This is a genomic window from Muribacter muris (assembly GCF_004569585.1).
Taxonomy (GTDB): Bacteria; Pseudomonadota; Gammaproteobacteria; order Enterobacterales; family Pasteurellaceae; genus Muribacter; species Muribacter muris.
Map to the genome: position 1 here is coordinate 1 of NZ_SPPA01000028.1, position 17,559 is coordinate 17,559.

Here is a 17,559-nt window from a genome sequence, read left to right on the forward strand (position 1 = left end):
CCCACACAGATTGTCTGATACATTGTTAAAGAGCAAAAAAGAACGACGCACCGTAATTTTAACTTCTTCACAACAGTGCGTCGTTGTGTGGTGTGCATTATAGAGAAATCCAAAATCAATGCAAGCGCTTTTTGAGAAAAATTTCAAAAAAATACGCATTTGATGAAAATAAATGCACCAAGCTGAATTTTCCAACAAAAAACGTCATTTTCGTCATCAAATTAGGTGTTAATAACCCTGTGCCGCAAAATTTGGTAAAAATTTTACGCAATCTAACCGCTTGACAATCGTTTCAATCGAACCGTCCGGCATTAAATTCAGCTCCCGCCAGCCTTGTGGTACGGCATCTAAGGTAAATGTATCGCAATTCGGTTTGAACTGAATGCAAGTCGAAGGGGTCGCAAGCACACGGTAGCCGTGCCACTGTGCATCAACTTCTTGGTGAATATGCCCGTGTAAAATCGCTTTTACATTCTGAAAAGGCGCTAATACGGCAGCAAGTTCGTCCGCATTAGCAAGACTATGTTGATCCAGCCACGCTGATTGAGTCGGCAAAACATTATGGTGCAACACCACCAGACTATAACGGTTCGGGTAAGCGGTCAGTTTGGCGTTTAAAAATGCCAGTTGATCCTGTGCCAGTTCCCCTTTCGGTAGCCCGTGAATTTGGCTGTTCAACAAAATAATCTGCCACTTATCCCCCGCTAAGATATGCTTTGCCATTTGCATTTGGGCATACATTGCCAGTGCATTGCGCATTTGCGGTTGAATATCGTGATTACCCTCCACCCAAAAAATCGGTTTTTGTAGCGGTTTCACCATTTTGGCGAAGCGATGATATGCCTCTCGATTATGATCTTGCACCAAATCACCGGTCGCAAGGACAAAATCATAATCGAAAGCCGTTTGTTGAATGGCATCAAGCACGGCTTGAAAACTCTGTGAAGTATTAACACCAAGTAGCTGCCCATTGTCCAATGCAAATAGGTGGGGATCGGTAATTTGCAAAATGCGGACAACAGGCGTTGAATAGGGAAAGTGATAAACGCTGTCCATAGGTACTCTAAAACTAAAAATGAAACTGCCGACTAATTTACCGATTTCCTTTCGGTTGTCAGCAAGCAAAATGAAAAAATGCAGACTCTGCCACATTTTTAAGACAAATTTACGTTATTTTCATAACGCAAATTTAAAGATCGTTGAGATAGTGTGCAAAATCTATTGCAACCCGCGCGGCCGAAAGTGCCGCTTTGCTGTCGGCACACTGTTCTACCTCCGCCAATAACGCCACTGCCTCTGCTACACTGCAAGCGGTCGGATAATCGGCATTTTTTGCAAAAAAATCACTTAAATCGCCCGCTTGTTGTTCAAATAATCCCAGTAATAATTGCTGTAAATTTTGCTGGCGTAAACAAGTCGGCACTTGTGAAATAGTCAGCCGCGTTTGCCCTTGCCACTGTTTAGGTTGAATAATAAATCCCAACGCCTTTAGATCCGCTTCATACTGCTGCCATTGAGCCGTTTGTGCCTCATTTAAGCCGATCATCAACGGAATTAACAATCCCTGTGTGTCGCCTTTTTTAAGTTGGTAACGTAGCTTCAGTTGATACAATGTAGAAAGGGCGAGCAAATAAAATTGCTCATCTTCTTTCAGCAATAATGCCCGATTTTGCACCACTGCCAGCACCTGCGCATAGCCGGTTTGCGGTATTGTCGAAGAGACAAGCGGGGCGATCGGCGCAACTTTTTGCAAACTCGGCTTTCCGGCCGCTTCAACCGATTGTTGCACATTTTGAGGCGGATCGTACCGCTTGCTATCACTCTCCGTACGCAACAATTCACCATAATATTTCTGCACGGCTTGCAGGCTTTTCGCTGCCGGCGGTTGAGGACGTGCCGCCCAATGTTGAGAGGCAACGGGCGGTGAGACGAAAATATTCTGCCCCGATGCTGCACGGTTGGTATCTTTCTGGTAGGTCGGCAGCGGCTCGCCCACTTCCTGCGTGTGTAACGGGAGCGGCGTCTGCCCTTCCAACGCATTCAACACGCCTTGATAGATAAAATCGTGCACCAGCCGCCCTTGATGAAAACGCACTTCGTGTTTGGCCGGGTGAACATTGACATCGACGTGAGCCGGATCAATATCTAAAAACAGTACAAACGCCGGATAATGCTCTTTCGCCAGTTGTTCGCCGTAGGCTTGGCGGATAGCGTGGTTGATGGTTTTATCCCGCATCATCCGCCCGTTGACATAGCTATAATTCACCTCGTTTTGCGGTCGGGCAAGGCTCGGTGCACCAATCCAGCCGTATAAATGCAGGTCATCGTGTTGCCAGTCGATATGGGTGGAGTGTTGAATAAACGCCTCACCGCAAATGGCTGCCACCCGCTTTTGTTGCTGCTCGACACTTTGATTTGCCACGCCCTTGTAATGACGCACTTTTTTATCGTTATGGGTAAGCGTAAAGGTAATGCTCGGTTTGGCAAGAGCAATGCGGCGCACCACTTCGTCAATATGGGCAAATTCGGTTTTATCGGTACGCAAAAATTTCCGCCGTGCCGGTGTGTTGAAAAAGAGATTTGCCACTTCAATGGTTGTGCCGACAGGGTGAGAGGCAGGCTGAATATCCACTGCCATTTCACGCCCTTGTGCGTATGCCTGCCACGCTTCCGTTTGATACTCGGGGCGAGAGGTGAGGGTCAAGCGAGACACTGAGCTGATACTCGCCAAGGCTTCGCCCCGAAAGCCCAAACTTAAGATGGTTTCCAAATCCTCAAGGGTAGCGATTTTGCTGGTGGCGTGGCGGGCGAGGGCGAGTTCTAAATCTTGTTTGCCGATCCCACAGCCGTTGTCCCGAATCCGGATCAGTTGCGAACCGCCCTTTTCTATGTCGATCTGAATGTGTGTCGCACCGGCATCCAAACTGTTTTCCACCAACTCTTTCACCACGGAAGCGGGGCGTTCCACCACCTCACCGGCTGCAATTTGGTTAGCAAGTTGAGGGGGTAAAATTTGAATTAGGGGTTTAGGCTGGCTCATTACATTCTCTCGACAACATCAGGAAATGACGTACTTTACCATTTTATTCGCCAAGATGTGATAAACTCTTGTTTATTTTTTATTGAGAGATAAGCGATGAAGATGATCGACCTAGCCAAGCAGGCAAAACAAGCAGGCTTTGCGTTAGCACAGTATGGAAATGCCCACAAAAATCGGGCATTGTTAGCGATTGCCGACAGTTTGGCAGCACGCAGTGCAGACATTTTAGCGGCAAATCAGCAGGATATTGACTATGCGAAATCACAAAACATTTCTGCGGCGTTAATCGACCGCTTGTTACTGACCGAAGAACGCCTTCAAGGGATTGCCAACGATGTGCGGAATGTGGCGACATTAGCCGATCCTGTCGGACAAATTATAGACGGCGGTGTATTAGACAGCGGTTTGCGCATTTCCCGCCAACGTGTGCCGTTAGGGGTGATTTTAGCCATTTATGAGGCACGCCCGAATGTAACGATTGATGTCGCCTCCCTCTGCTTAAAAACCGGCAATGCGGTGATTTTGCGTGGCGGCAAGGAAACGAAATTCACTAATGCGATCTTGGTTGAGGTGATCCAAGATGCGTTGGTGAAAACCGGCTTACCACCGTTAGCGGTGCAAGCCGTAACCGATCCCGATCGTGCCTTATTGCTGGAATTACTTAAAATGGATCACTATATTGATATGGTTATTCCTCGTGGCGGGGCGGGCTTGCAGCAATTCTGCAAGGAAAATACCACCATTCCGGTGATTGTCGGCGGCATTGGCGTGTGTCATTTATATGTGGAAGCGAGCGCCGATCAAGCCAAAGCACTGTCGGTGATCGCTAATGCCAAAACCCAGCGCCCAAGCACTTGCAACACCCTTGAAACCTTGTTGGTCGATCGCCGGATTGCCGATCAGTTTTTACCGAAATTAGCCACCCATTTGGGGCATTTAAACGTTACCCTGCACAGCGATGATTTCCCATCTGATTTGCAAAAAACGATGTCGATTCAACCGCTTGTGAGCGGGCGTTTAAGCCAAGAATGGCTGTCGTTGGATCTCAACGTGGTGGTAGTGGACGGCATTGCGCAAGCCATTGAGCATATCCGCACCTATGGCAGCCATCATTCCGAAGGGATTTTAACCGCCGATCACGCCCTCGCTCGCCAATTTGTGCAACAAGTCGATGCCGCCGCCGTTTACATTAACGCCAGCACCCGCTTTACGGACGGCGCACAGTTCGGTTTAGGGGCGGAAGTGGCGGTCAGCACCCAAAAATTACACGCCCGCGGCCCAATGGGGCTGGAAGCACTCACCACTTACAAATGGGTGTGCGAAGGGGATTATTTAGCAAGGGGCTAGAATGGGAAATCCGATATTTTTTATCCGCCTGTTTATTTTTCGGTTTTTGGAAAATAAAATTCCGGTGTCAGCCGGCTACCTCACTTATAGCACCTTGCTTGCGGTTGTACCGCTGATTATGGTGATCTTTTCGGTGTTTACCTTTTTCCCGATATTTGAACAGGCGACCGAGCAGTTACAACACTTTGTGTACAGCAATTTTGCCCCCAGCGCAGGAGATGTTGTACAGGAATACCTGAATTTATTTGTGGAAAATTCCAAAAAAATGGGGTTCATCAGCATTATCGGCTTAGTTGTGGTTGCCGTATTACTGATTTCCAGCATTGACACTGCCCTCAACGAAATTTGGCACAATAGCCAAAAGCGATCGTTAGTGCTGTCCTTTGCAATTTATTTGGCGGTACTGATTTTCGGGCCAATCTTAGCCGGTGCAAGTCTGGCGGTCAGCTCCTATATTTTTTCCCTATCGCTGTTTAGCTCGGACGGGCTGTTTTCATTCAGCCAATCGCTATTAACCTTTGTTCCGTTTTTGCTGATTTGGCTACTGTTTAGTTTGGTTTATCTGATTGTGCCGAACACGAAAGTGAAGTTCAGCCACGCCGCCATCGGCGCACTCTTTGCTGCCACCTTTTTCACGCTGGGCAAACAGGGGTTTGTGTGGTATATCACCACGTTCCCGTCCTACCAAGCGATTTACGGGGCGTTGGCAACCATTCCGATTATGATCGTCTGGATTCATTTAAGCTGGCAGGTGGTGCTACTCGGCGGGCAACTCGCCTCGGTGTTGAAAGATCTGGAAATGATCCGCCTTGGCACCTTAGCTAACCCATTACCACAAAAGGAGACGGAATGATTGCCTTGATTCAACGTGTCAATTGGGCAAAAGTCGAGGTCGATCACCAAACGATCGGCGAAATCGGCAAAGGCTTGTTGATTTTATTGGGGGTAGAACAGGGGGACGATACCGTCAAAGCCGATCGCTTGCTTGAAAAAGTATTGCATTACCGCCTGTTCAGCGATGCACAGGGCAAAATGAATTTAAACGTGCAGCAAGCCGGGGGCAGTTTGTTGGTTGTGTCGCAATTCACCCTTGCCGCCGATACGCAAAAAGGCTTGCGTCCTAGCTTTTCCAAAGGGGCAAATCCGGCGGATGCCGAACGTTTATACGACTATTTCCACCGCCAAGCTGCCGAGCAGATTACCACCCAAACGGGGCAGTTTGCGGCGGATATGCAAGTCAGCCTGCAAAATGACGGGCCGGTTACCTTTTGGTTACAGGTTTAGCCTCAGGACGTTTGATGATACTCACGCTATTCCAACAGCAACTCGCCCGTTTCTTCCCGCAGCACACGGATTTTTTGATCGGCTTGAGCGGCGGCGTGGACTCCGTGACATTGTTGCATCTGTTTGTCCAAGCCCGCTCACAGCGAAACTTAACGCTGAGAGCGGTACATATTCATCACGGTTTAAGCCCGAATGCTGATGCTTGGGCGGCATTCTGCCGCCAACTTTGCACCCAATGGGACGTGCCGTGCGAGGTACGAAAAGTACAGGTTGGTGGCACGCAGGGGCTGGAAGGAAACGCCCGCCACGCCCGTTATCAAGCCGTTGCCGATTTCATCAGTGCAACAGAAATCTTTGCCACTGCCCATCATTTAGATGATCAGGCGGAAACCTTTTTCCTTGCCTTGAAAAGAGGGAGCGGAGTGAAAGGGTTAAGCGCAATGCAAGCGGTCAGTTATCGGCAAAATTTTACCCTTTTCCGACCGCTGCTTAACGCCTCAAAAGCCGATTTGCTCGCCTATGCCGTTCAACACAACTTAGATTGGGTGGACGATGAAAGCAACGCTGACACGGATTTTGACCGCAATTTCTTACGCCAAAATATGTTGCCACTGCTCAACGCCCGCTGGGCGCATTTTAATCAAATGGTCGCCCGCTCCAGCCAACATTGCCAAGAGCAGCAACAGTTACTGGAAGAATTGCTCCGCCCTGAATTTGAGCAATGTTTTGAGCAGGCAGACGGCTCGTTGGATATTCACCGCTTCCCCACGTTTTCAACGCTCAAGCAGCGGCAGTTGATCCGATTATGGCTGGCACGATGCGGCGAGCCGATGCCGACCCGTGAGCAGTTAAACGCTGTGCTTAGCCAAATGATTGCGGCACAGGCAGATAGACAACCGCAAGTGCAACTGAGCGAAAAACAGATCCGCCGTTACCAACAACGCCTTTATCTCGTCAAGCCTTTGCCGACCATTGCCCCGACAGCATATCCGCTTCCTCCGATGATTGAGGGGCTGCGATTAGCCGATCATTGCATTGACATTCGCCGTCAGGGGATTGAGTTGATTTGCCAAGTTTCGCACCAAACTCACCGCTTGTCATTGCCGCAGGCATTGGGTAATGAAACGCTCACCCTTTGCTTTGGTGCAACCGGTAAAGTCGCGGTGTACGGCAAAACCCAACGTGAACAGATGAAGAAAATTTATCAACAATATCATATTCCACCGTGGCAACGCCCTCATACGCCGGTGATATGTTGGCAGGGGCAATTTGTCGGGCTAATCACAATTTCTCACCGAAACTAACGCGTTTGGCTAAAGAAAATTGTCAATACTGACAAAAAGAGAGGGTTTATTTCAAAAATATCTTTATAATACGCCCGTCCAACAAGATTAATGCTTATGGAACGGTATGAAGTTATTAAAAGGAGACAACAGTATGTCAAATTGGTCTGAAGGTTATACGAGTGATATTAACTACACTTTTGGTTATTACTCCGAATTAAACCCCAACAATATGATTATTCCACTTTTAATGGCGGGATTTAAGGCACCGGAAATGTTAAATGCCTGCGAACTCGGGTTCGGGCAAGGCATTTCACTCAATATTCACGCCACCGGCGGGCAAGCCAAATGGTACGCAACGGATTTCAATCCTTCACACGCCAATTTTGCGCAACAGCTTTCTCAAATCGCCAATAACGGAGCATTAATTGCCGATCAAGGCTTTAAGGAATTTTGCCAACGTGATGATCTGCCGGAATTTGATTTTATCGGGCTGCACGGTATTTGGTCGTGGATTTCCGATGAAAACCGTCAAATTATTGTCGATTTCCTGCAACGAAAACTCAAAGTGGGTGGTGTGTTATATATCAGCTATAACACCTTACCGGGTTGGTCTGCGCCTTCGCCGTTACGCCATTTATTATCGCAATATCACAGTACAATGACCTCGGCATCAAGTGATTACCGACAAAATATTCAACAAAGTATCGATTTTGTCGAGAAAATCTTCCAACAAAGCCCACAACTCATCGAAAGCTCTCCCCATTTACTCCCACGTCTTCAAGGCTTGAAAGAGAAAGAACCGAATTATATTGTCCACGAATATCTCAATCAGCACTGGCAACCGATGTATTTCTCGGATATGCAAAAATGGTTGGAGCAAGCCAAACTGTCCTTTGCCTGCTCATCCAATTATTTGGATGACTTTGATATGTGCCTCTACTCTAAAGAGCAGCAGCAATTAATGGGCTGCTTTAACCATACCAATTTTGCCCAAACGGTCAAAGATTTCATTGTGAATAAACAGTTTAGACGGGACTTTTGGATAAAAGGCGGTGTGCAGCTCAACGGGTATCAAAAACGTCAAGCGTGGCGTAAGTTAGATGTTATCTTGCACACATCTCGTGATAATATTGAAATGAAAGCCTCCGCTCATCTTACTATCGACTTAAATGCCGATCTATTCAATCCGATACTGGACAAACTGCAAGATCATAAAGTGCATAATGTCGGCAAATTAGCCGATAGCCTCAAAAAACGGCTCAGCGAATACGATGTTTTCACTGCCCTTGCCGTATTAAGTGGTAAAGGACATTTATCCGCAGTGCAATCTAACGCACAAATTAAAGCCGCTCGCCCTCGTTGCGATGCCTTTAACCGTTACATTTTAGAGCAATCCCGCTCACCGGAATTTACCGTAGATTACTTGGTTAGCCCGGTTATCGGCGCCGCATACCGAATTAAGCTGCTCGATCGCTGGTTCTTACTCGCCTATATTGAGCAAGTGCCGCAAGAAAATTGGGTTACATTTGTGTTTAATTTGCTAAAAGAAAGTAACGCGACCTTAAATAAAAATGATCAGCCACTACACAATGATGAAGATATCACCACCTATTTAACCGAGATCTACGATAACTTCTGCCAAAATCATCTGCCGATGCTTAAACACCTCGGCATCATCTAGTTAAAGTAGCGTTACCTATCCATTCAACACAAAAGGGCATTTTAAAATGCCTTTTTGATGAAACAAGCGGTCGGTTTCCTTAGATAATTTGCAACACTACGCTAACGCCATTGCCAACAAGGTGATCGGGTGTAAACAGGTGAGATCGGTGGACATATCAATCTGCCATTTACAGGTTTCGCACTCGGAAATGACATAATCAAAGCCGCCATTGTTGATCTGTTGGAATAACGGGTTACCAATCGCTTGCGAAGTGGCGTAATTCTCCGCTTTAAAACCGTAAGTACCGGCAATGCCACAGCATTGAGACGGTAGCATCACAATCTCTAATTCGGGAATCTGTCTTAGCACCTCAAGGGTATAAGGTGCCCAGCCGGCTTTTTCAACGTGGCAAGCGGTATGGTATGCTACCTTCAACGGCAACGGTTTTGCCGGCAAAGTTCTGCCCTCTCGCAACAGTTGATATAAATAACGGGTTACAATATGAATATGCGGACGGACTTTGGCGTTGTCCATACCGAGAACGTGATGATATTCGTCCCGCAAATTCATTGTACAACTGGACGACGTGCCAACGACCTCTAATTCGCGCACACCGACTATTTTCTCCAGCTCGGCAAGGTTAAATGTCGCCTGTTTCTTCGCTTTTTCGGGAAAACCATTCACGGATAACGGCAAACCGCAACATTTCTCTTTCTCTAGCAGTACCACGCCAATATCCAGTGCATTAAACACATCAATCAGCTCTTTGCCCAACTGCGGATTATTGTAATTAACATAACAGCCGTGATAATAGGCGACTTTTTCACGATACAAAGCTTGGCGCGCCGCCGCTTTTTTCAGATACCACTGGCGGAATGAACCAAACGCATATTTCGGTAAAGTACGCTGACGGCTGACATTCAACGTCTTCTCCAACAAAAAACGGGTCGCTTTTAAACCGGTGATCCGATTGACGATCGGAGCAAGAGGCGTATTCATTTTTCCCATCAAATCCGTATTGCTCAAAATCGCATCACGCAGCTTGTGGGCAAGCGGTTTATTTTGCCGATCTAAATGCGAATTTCTGGCTCGCACAATAATATCGCCGATTTTGACATCGGACGGGCAGGCAATCTCACAACGTTTACAGTTAGTACAATATTTTAACGCTTCGTCATAAAGCTCCGCACTTTTCAGGCGTAGACGCTCACCGTCCGGCCCCGCTTGCTTCGGCCCCGGATACATCGGATTTTGCCGAGACACCGGACAAACAGCAGTACAAGCCGTACATTTAATGCAACTCTCAAAACTGCTATCAATGCCCTGATGCACTACACTCGGCAGGCTGCTTTGCTTGGCACTTTCAATTAACGCAGCAATATTCATCTCTTTTTCCCACAAATATGTTAAATGTTAATTTTCGTCTTCCAATAGGCTTGCGTTTTCATCGCCTTTCTTACAATAAAAGATTATCCTTTACGAGCTTTCAACCGACCACTACTCGCAAACCTCTCCCCTCTTTTTCAAAGAGGGGCAGGGGGAGATTAGCAAAAATCCGCCCTACCGCCACCAACCGCATTACCCATAAAACGTAACCTCTGCGAACTTTCAACCGATCACTCCACGCAAACTACTCCCCTCTTTTGTAAAGAGAAACTGGGGGAGATTAGCAAAAATCCGCCCTACCGCCACCAACCGCATTACCTATAAAACGTAACCTCTGCGAGCTTTCAACCGACCACTACTCGCAAACTACTCTCCTCTTTCTCAAAGAGGGACTGGGGAGATTAGCCCGCCAAAATCTGCTCTACCACCGTTAATGCAGTAACCACTGCCACGCCCGATCCGGAGCCGAGTTCAATGCCGTGATAGCCGCCAATGACGTTACCCGCCGCATAAAGATTAGCCATAAATTGACCGTCTTTGCGGACTTGACATTGTGCATTGATTGCCACGCCTGCGGCTTGGTAAGGTTGGGCGGCGGCAAATCGGTTTGCCGTCCACGACAAGCGGTCAGTTGGCACAAAATTTTCACAACCGATAATATCGGCACGGAAAAGCGGCTCGACAATTTGCTCAAATTCAGCGATCAAGCCGTTACTGAAAAAACTGCCCGTTGCCAACACAAAATGACGGGCGGAAATCGCATTTTCTTGATGTAACTGCGTGTGAATTTTCGCCACTTTTTGCTGTTCAAACACCGCCCGTAATGCGCGGTCGCCATTTATTGATAGCCCGCCCAACTGTTCAAATCGTTGGCGAAGCTGATGATGTTGGCGGATACCAAGCAGCGAAGGCGGCAAGGTCGGCAGTTCAAATATTGCCAGCCCAACCGCCGCTTTTAGCTGATCGAAAAAGCGTTGATCATCTAGCCCAAAACACGCCGGCAGGAAAATCGCTTCGGCATTTTTCGCCGCGCTTTTAATCTCCGCTACCAAATCGTCAAACGCCAATTTATGCGCAAGCAGTTGAGCGATATTCACGCTGCGAAATTCCCGCGCGTTATCCCGCAGATGATCCAGCTCCGGAATATTCAGAAAACCGGTGGTCAGCTCGCAATGCTTAAACGCCACATTTTTCACTAAATTTGCCGCCAATAATTGTGGCTGAAAATCGTGATACCCCTCAATCCCCAGTACGGCAATCCGTTGAAACGGAAACGGCTCGCTTAATGCCAATGTCGGCACACTGTTTGGTGATAACCAGCTTGCCCGCAGTGAGCCGAGCGGCGTTACCCTAAAATGATTTTGTGTGTGCGAGCCGACTAAATCGAGTTTAATCTCGGCGGCTAATTGCTCAAATTGTTGCGCTTTTGCCATCACCTGCTGTTTGCCGAGAATGCAGTAGGGGTGTTCGGGTTGCTCGGTGGCAAGTGCCTCATAACTTTTGCAAAAATCTTCGACTAACCGACCGCTTGGTAAACGGCTAAGCAGATCCAGTGAGCCGGAGGAAAAATCAATCGCCGCCTGTCCATTGTTGATAATGGCGCAACGTTTGCCCGCTTGTTGTAGCACGATGCCGCAAGTCAATCCAGCTAAGCCGCCGCCGATAATCACTACATCAAAATTCATTGTCGTCCGTCCCCTTCTGTGCTGTCGGCACACCTTGCTCCACATCATTTAAGCCGAGTAAACTGTAATAGATCCAGCGGGTGAAATCCGCTTCCCGTAACGCATCGCCCCACGCAATCGGTTCGATCCCCCGCCAACGCTCTTCCATAAAGGCGGCAAGTTGGGTGGTCGATTGCTGCGGGCTAGCAACGTCAAAACGGGTCATCAAACCGGCGGCACGGCAGGCACACAATTCCGCTTGGCACGTTCCCATTCCGACACGGGTACGGCGGCGTAAATCGACCAGATTATTCACGCTCAATTCTTCCACCGCATAACGCACCTCACCGGCGGTAACTGCCTCACATTCACACACAAGCGAACGGTCGAGCCGTGCGGTGTCGAGCAGCCTTGCCGCCCGTGAACCGTGCCGATACACCGCTGAATAACGAATAGGACTTGGCAGGGAAATCACTTTACGGTTGGTCTCTTCCCGACTTTCGTTCGAGCCCGGTAGTGCCTTTTCAGCCGTGGTACAGCGGTCGGTTCGGTGCAATTTTTTGCAAACCAGATCCGTTGCCCACTCCGCCATTAAACGATAGGTCATCAATTTACCACCGGTAATGGTGATAAAACCGTCTAAGCCGTCCCGCTCGGCGTGGTCGAGGAGTACAATGCCTCGGCTGACATTTCGCCCTGACGGGTCGTTATCTGCCGCCACCAACGGTCGAACCCCTGCGTACGCCCGCAGTACACGGGTATGACGCAAGCTCGGTGCTAATTTTTCGCCCTCACGGAACAGAATATCTACTTCTTCGGCGGTAATATGCATATTGTCGATCTGATCGTACGGAATACGGCTGGAGGTTGTGCCGATCACCGAAATGGTATCCCCCGGCACTAAAATATCGGCATCGGCAGGCTTGCGGCAGCGGTTGATCACCAGATTGTTGATCCTATGCCCCATAATCAGCAATGCCCCCTTCGCCGGAAACATTTTGATGCTTAAATCCGCATACTCGGCAATGCCCTGACCCCAAATTCCGCCGGCATTCACCACCACAGGCGCAAAAAATTGGCGTTGGCATTGGTTTTTATGATCGAAAACCTGCGTGCCGATCACCCGCCCACCTTCACGGATTAAGCCTTTGACCTCGCAATAGGTGAACACTTTCGCACCGTGCTCGGTGGCATCTAACATATTCGCGGCGGTAAGGCGAAATGGGTCAATCGAGCCGTCCGGCACAACAACCGCCCCCACTAACGACGGATTGACCGACGGTTCAAGCCGCCGTGCTAAATCCGGCTCAATCGCTACCGCCTCAATGCCAGATTGCTCGCAGGCGTGCAGAAAAGTTTTCTGAAAAGCCAAATCGTCTTCGGGAAGTGTGATAAACAGCCCTTTAGTGTCTTCAATGCAATGGCGGGCAATGCGTTTGAGGATCAAGTTTTCTTCAATACATTCACGGGCGGATTCTTGATCGTTCACCGCATAACGTGCACCACTGTGCAACAAGCCGTGGTTACGCCCTGTTGCACCTGTGGCAATATCCCGCCGCTCCAGTAATACACAGGATAGCCCCCGCAATGCACAATCTCGGGCAATACCTGCGCCCGTTGCACCGCCGCCAATGATAATCACATCGCTGGTAATCGGCGAGAAATCCGCCGCATTTTGATACAGTTGAGCTGCGATCCGCATTGATGCCTCTCCCACAATAAAAAATAACCGTTCAAACAAAATCGGCTGATATTCTAGTCAAATGAGCGAATATAAACAACAAAATGCGTCAAAATAACCAAATTTTGTGAAGTTGATCACAAATTATTTTCGATTTCACTCATCAAACCCTTACTTTTTTGTGAGTTCTCTCACAAAATCAAACAAATCCGCTTTCTAATTTTTATGGTTCTTTTATGATATGCACCCTTATCGGACAGGCATTGTTGTGGGTATGCGGATTTGCAAAAAAGCGGGCAAAACCGACCGCTTGCTGATGATGTTCGATCGATTTCAACCATATTTAAGGAGAAGCTATGTTTGGCCCATTTAAACCGGCACCGCACATTGCGGCATTGCCGGCGGATAAAATTGATTCCACCTACAAACGCTTGCGTTGGCAGGTGTTTGCAGGCATTTTCTTTGGCTACGCCGCCTACTATTTTGTGCGTGCCAATTTTGACTTAGCCCAAAAAGGCTTAATTGAGGCGGGGCTTTATAACAAAGCGGAACTTGGCATTATCGGCACGGGTGCCGGTTTAGCTTACGGTTTATCAAAATTCGTGATGGCGGGCATTTCCGATCGCTCCAATCCGAAAGTCTTTTTACCTTTCGGGCTGTTACTCTCTGGTTTATGTATGACGTTAATGGGCTTGATGCCGTGGGCAACCTCAGGCATTGCCGTGATGTTTGTGATGATTTTCTTGAATAACTGGTTTCAAGGAATGGGCTGGCCGCCGTGCGGACGCACAATGGTGCATTGGTGGTCAAAATCGGAACGGGGGACGATCGTCTCTATTTGGAATACAGCGCATAATCTCGGCGGAATGGTGCCGGGTGCAATGGTGCTACTCGCCAGCGCCGTTTATTTCAGCAATCACGGGGTTGAAGCCACCGCTAAAGATATCTGGCAACAGGCTCTCTACTATCCGGGCATTGCCGCAATGGTCGCCGCCGTGCCGATCTATTTGATAATGAAAGATACACCGCAATCTTGCGGCTTACCGGCAATCGAAAAATGGCGTAATGATTATCCGGAAGATTACAACGAAAAGACCTATGAGCATTCGCTTAGCACCAAAGACATTTTCATTACTTATGTGTTGAAAAACAAATTGTTATGGTACATCGCTATTGCCAATGTGTTTGTCTATTTAATTCGCTATGGTGTCTTAAAATGGTCGCCGGTTTATTTGGGCGAAGTGAAACACTTCAACATCAAAGGGACGGCGTGGGCATATACCATTTATGAACTGGCGGCAATTCCTGGCACGTTACTGTGCGGCTGGGTATCCGATAAATTATTCAAAGGTAAACGGGGTTTAACCGGCTTTATTTTTATGATTTTAACCACAGCAGCCGTAGTGGCATTATGGTTAAATCCGGCAACACCGGAGGCAGAGCTGGCGCAGTATGCCGGACACGCTTGGTATGAAAACCCGTATCAGCTGACGGACTTTATTTTAATGACGACCATCGGCTTCTTAATTTACGGGCCGGTAATGTTAATCGGCTTGCACGCCCTTGAGCTTGCCCCGAAAAAAGCGGCGGGTACATCAGCAGGTTTCACCGGCTTATTCGGCTACCTCGGCGGCACGGTATCCGCATCACTGGTAGTCGGCTGGGCAGCGGAATACTACGGCTGGGACGGCGGTTTTTATGTGATGATCACCGGCGGTATCCTTGCAGTCTTGCTAATGTTGATCGTGATGTTGGAAGAAGGCAAGCACAAAGCCAAACTCGGTGAGCATTATGGCAAATAATCTCTTATAAACAGGAAGAACGGAGGTTCTTCCTTTTTTATGCAATATTATGTAGCAGTTGCACAAAGTTGTTTTTTATTCACTTGTAGGGACACACGCAGTGTGTCCCTACATTCTGTTAAAATGTCTATTTTTGTGCATTTGCTACATAATACCGTTTTTATGTCATCAAACCGTCATACAAATCAATCAAAATAACCATTATTTATTGATCAAAAAGGAGCTACTATGAAATTCAACACCTTACTCGCCGCACTCGTTGCCGCAACCGCATTCAGCCATACCACAGCCTTTGCCACAGATCTCAATAACAAACTGATCATCGCCCACCGTGGTGCAAGCGGTTATTTGCCGGAGCATACATTGGAGGCAAAAGCCCTTGCCGTTGGGCAGCAAGCGGACTATTTAGAGCAAGATCTTGCAATGACTAAAGACGATAAGTTGATTGTTATTCACGACCATTTTTTAGACGGCTTAACCGATGTCGCCAAAAAATTCCCTCACCGAGCTAGAGCGGACGGGCGTTACTATGTGATTGATTTTACCCTTGATGAAATCCGCACCCTTGAGATGACCGAAAATTTCAAATTGGAAAACGGCAAACAGGTACAGATCTATCCGAACCGCTTCCCGATGTGGCAATCCAAATTCAACATTCACACCTTTGAAGAAGAGATTGAATTTATTCAAGGATTAGAAAAATCAACAGGGCGGAAAATCGGTATTTATCCGGAAATCAAAGCACCGTGGCTACATCATAAAGAGGGCAAAGATATTGCGCTTGCGACGTTAAAGGTGCTGAAAAAATACGGTTACACGCAAAAAGCCGATCGGGTCTATCTCCAAACCTTTGATTTTAATGAATTAAAACGGATCAAAACCGAATTACTGCCACAGTTGGCTATGGATATTAAATTAGTCCAACTGATTGCCTACACCGATTGGCACGAAACGGAAGAAAAAGATCAGGCAGGCAATTGGGTCAATTATAGCTACGATTGGATGTTTAAACCGAATGCAATGCAAGAAGTGGCGAAATACGCAGACGGTGTCGGGCCGGGCTGGTATATGTTGATTGATAAAGAAAAATCAACCGCCGACAATGTTCAATACACCCCGTTAGTACAAGAGCTGGCAAAACTAAAACTGGAACTTCACCCTTACACCGTTCGCCAAGATGCATTACCGCCGTTTTTTAGCAACGTCAATCAAATGTATGACGCGCTCCTCAATAAAGCGGGCGCGACGGGCGTGTTTACCGATTTTCCCGATACGGGCGTGGCGTTTATTCGAGCAGCTAAATAAGCGGCTTAACGCTATGCACATTCAAAATTGAAAACACTGCAACATTGATACACTAAATGTCGGAGTTATATGCAAATGCGAAAAAACTTCATCACAGCAGCACTGCTTTTGCTCTTTTCATCCATCACTTTTGCGAATACGGTAACACAAAAAATTTGGGCAAATTTTGAAAGCTATCCTTTTGCTCAAATGACCGTTGCTCATCGGGCGCAAGCGGGGATTGAAAGCCGGATTTTTCCTGAAAACTCCCTTGCCGCAATCCATTTAGCGATTAACCGTGGTGTCAGCATCATTGAGGTTGACCCCCGTTTAACTGCCGATGGACACTATGTGTTGGTACACGATGAAACCTTAGATCGCACCACTAACGTTCAATCCGTGTTTCCCGAACTCAGTGAAAAAGACGGAAAATTTAAAGGCAAAGTGCCGGTCTCTAAACTGACCTTAGACCAAATCAAGCAACTGACTCTCACAGACGGTTTTGACGGGCAAACCCACCGTGTCGCCACATTAAGAGAAGCCCTTGAAATCGCCAAAGATCGGGTTTTCTTAGATTTGGATTTGAAAGAAATCTATGTTGATAAACTGACCGCATTAATCAAAGAGTTTGGTAAGGATAATTTGATGGCATATAACAGCAATGCCAAAAAATTGAAAGAGGTAACGGATAAAACAGGCATTATGCCGTTGCCGATTAACCTTGCGATGGCAAAAGGCGGCAATCCGATTGAGGATTTTCATAAATTCCAAAAAATGTGGGGGCATAATTTTAAAATTATGCATACCTATATGTCGGATATTACCCCCGAATTAGTCGCTTTGGCGGATAAACATAAAGTCCGCCTTTGGATTAACACCCTCAATGATGCATTACAGCCTGTGGAAAAGTTATTTAGCGTCCGGTGCTAATGTTTTCCAATCGGATATGGCTATTGAATTAACCCGTTTTATTTCCCTACGCAACGCGTGCCTCACCCTAAAGAATGTGCCAAGTTGCGATGTGTTCATCACACACAAACCGTAAGGGATTCTAAGCGGTTTTTATATTCGCTAATCATAACAAGCGATCGGTTGGGTCAGGACTTTTGCAAAATATCCCTC

13 protein-coding genes are annotated in these 17,559 nt (G+C 47.4%); 8 read left to right on the forward strand and 5 right to left on the reverse strand.

Annotated elements, in window-relative coordinates; translation table 11 throughout:
- Positions 1–228: 228 nt before the first annotated feature.
- Together cpdA and mutL are read right to left on the reverse strand one after the other, a co-directional pair.
- The gene (cpdA, locus tag E4T80_RS10840; RefSeq protein WP_135058349.1) at positions 229–1,056 is read right to left on the reverse strand and encodes a 3',5'-cyclic-AMP phosphodiesterase; all 828 of its coding nucleotides are present in this window, start codon (positions 1,054–1,056) and stop codon (positions 229–231) included.
- Positions 1,057–1,189: 133 nt separating this feature from the next.
- The gene (gene mutL / locus E4T80_RS10845) at positions 1,190–3,040 is read right to left on the reverse strand and encodes a DNA mismatch repair endonuclease MutL (RefSeq protein WP_135058306.1); all 1,851 of its coding nucleotides are present in this window, start codon (positions 3,038–3,040) and stop codon (positions 1,190–1,192) included.
- 96 nt (positions 3,041–3,136) lie between these two features.
- Here mutL and proA point away from each other — a divergent pair, with 96 nt between their 5' ends.
- The 5 genes from proA (at position 3,137) to E4T80_RS10870 (ending at position 8,638) form a co-directional block, all read left to right on the forward strand.
- Complete coding sequence (gene proA / locus E4T80_RS10850) at positions 3,137–4,387, forward strand: glutamate-5-semialdehyde dehydrogenase (protein WP_135058308.1); 1,251 nt, start codon at positions 3,137–3,139, stop codon at positions 4,385–4,387.
- Position 4,388: 1 nt separating this feature from the next.
- Entirely contained in the window at positions 4,389–5,240 is an 852-nt protein-coding gene (locus E4T80_RS10855; protein ID WP_135058310.1) for a virulence factor BrkB family protein, read from the forward strand.
- Positions 5,237–5,671, forward strand: coding sequence for a D-aminoacyl-tRNA deacylase (gene dtd, locus E4T80_RS10860; RefSeq protein WP_135058312.1), 435 nt, complete (start codon positions 5,237–5,239; stop codon positions 5,669–5,671). The genes E4T80_RS10855 and dtd overlap by 4 nt, the downstream gene beginning before the upstream one ends.
- A gap of 14 nt (positions 5,672–5,685) precedes the next feature.
- On the forward strand, positions 5,686–6,975 hold the full coding sequence (gene tilS, locus E4T80_RS10865) for a tRNA lysidine(34) synthetase TilS (RefSeq protein ID WP_135058314.1): 1,290 nt from the start codon (positions 5,686–5,688) through the stop codon (positions 6,973–6,975).
- 133 nt (positions 6,976–7,108) lie between these two features.
- On the forward strand, positions 7,109–8,638 hold the full coding sequence (locus E4T80_RS10870; RefSeq protein ID WP_167740726.1) for a class I SAM-dependent methyltransferase: 1,530 nt from the start codon (positions 7,109–7,111) through the stop codon (positions 8,636–8,638).
- A 96-nt stretch (positions 8,639–8,734) separates the two neighbouring features.
- On the opposite strand, the gene glpC is transcribed toward E4T80_RS10870, so the two are convergent.
- From glpC to glpA, 3 genes are all read right to left on the reverse strand, one after another.
- Positions 8,735–10,006 (reverse strand): anaerobic glycerol-3-phosphate dehydrogenase subunit GlpC, encoded by a 1,272-nt coding sequence (gene glpC / locus E4T80_RS10875; RefSeq protein ID WP_135058318.1) that lies wholly within the window; start codon positions 10,004–10,006, stop codon positions 8,735–8,737.
- Positions 10,007–10,407: 401 nt separating this feature from the next.
- The gene (gene glpB / locus E4T80_RS10880) at positions 10,408–11,691 is read right to left on the reverse strand and encodes a glycerol-3-phosphate dehydrogenase subunit GlpB (RefSeq protein ID WP_135058320.1); all 1,284 of its coding nucleotides are present in this window, start codon (positions 11,689–11,691) and stop codon (positions 10,408–10,410) included.
- The gene (glpA, locus tag E4T80_RS10885) at positions 11,681–13,372 is read right to left on the reverse strand and encodes an anaerobic glycerol-3-phosphate dehydrogenase subunit A (protein ID WP_135058322.1); all 1,692 of its coding nucleotides are present in this window, start codon (positions 13,370–13,372) and stop codon (positions 11,681–11,683) included. The genes glpB and glpA overlap by 11 nt, the downstream gene beginning before the upstream one ends.
- Before the next feature lie 335 nt (positions 13,373–13,707).
- On the opposite strand from glpA, the gene glpT reads away from it, so the two are divergent.
- The 3 genes from glpT to E4T80_RS10900 all read left to right on the forward strand — a co-directional run bounded on the left by glpT (position 13,708) and on the right by E4T80_RS10900 (position 17,367).
- Positions 13,708–15,153 (forward strand): glycerol-3-phosphate transporter, encoded by a 1,446-nt coding sequence (gene glpT / locus E4T80_RS10890; protein WP_135058324.1) that lies wholly within the window; start codon positions 13,708–13,710, stop codon positions 15,151–15,153.
- Positions 15,154–15,381: 228 nt separating this feature from the next.
- A complete protein-coding gene (glpQ, locus tag E4T80_RS10895) occupies positions 15,382–16,458 on the forward strand; it encodes a glycerophosphodiester phosphodiesterase (RefSeq protein ID WP_135058326.1) in 1,077 nt (358 codons plus the stop codon).
- 75 nt (positions 16,459–16,533) lie between these two features.
- Positions 16,534–17,367: a glycerophosphodiester phosphodiesterase family protein gene (locus tag E4T80_RS10900; RefSeq protein ID WP_228064814.1), complete on the forward strand. Its 834-nt coding sequence runs from the start codon at positions 16,534–16,536 to the stop codon at positions 17,365–17,367.
- Positions 17,368–17,559 lie beyond the last annotated feature (192 nt).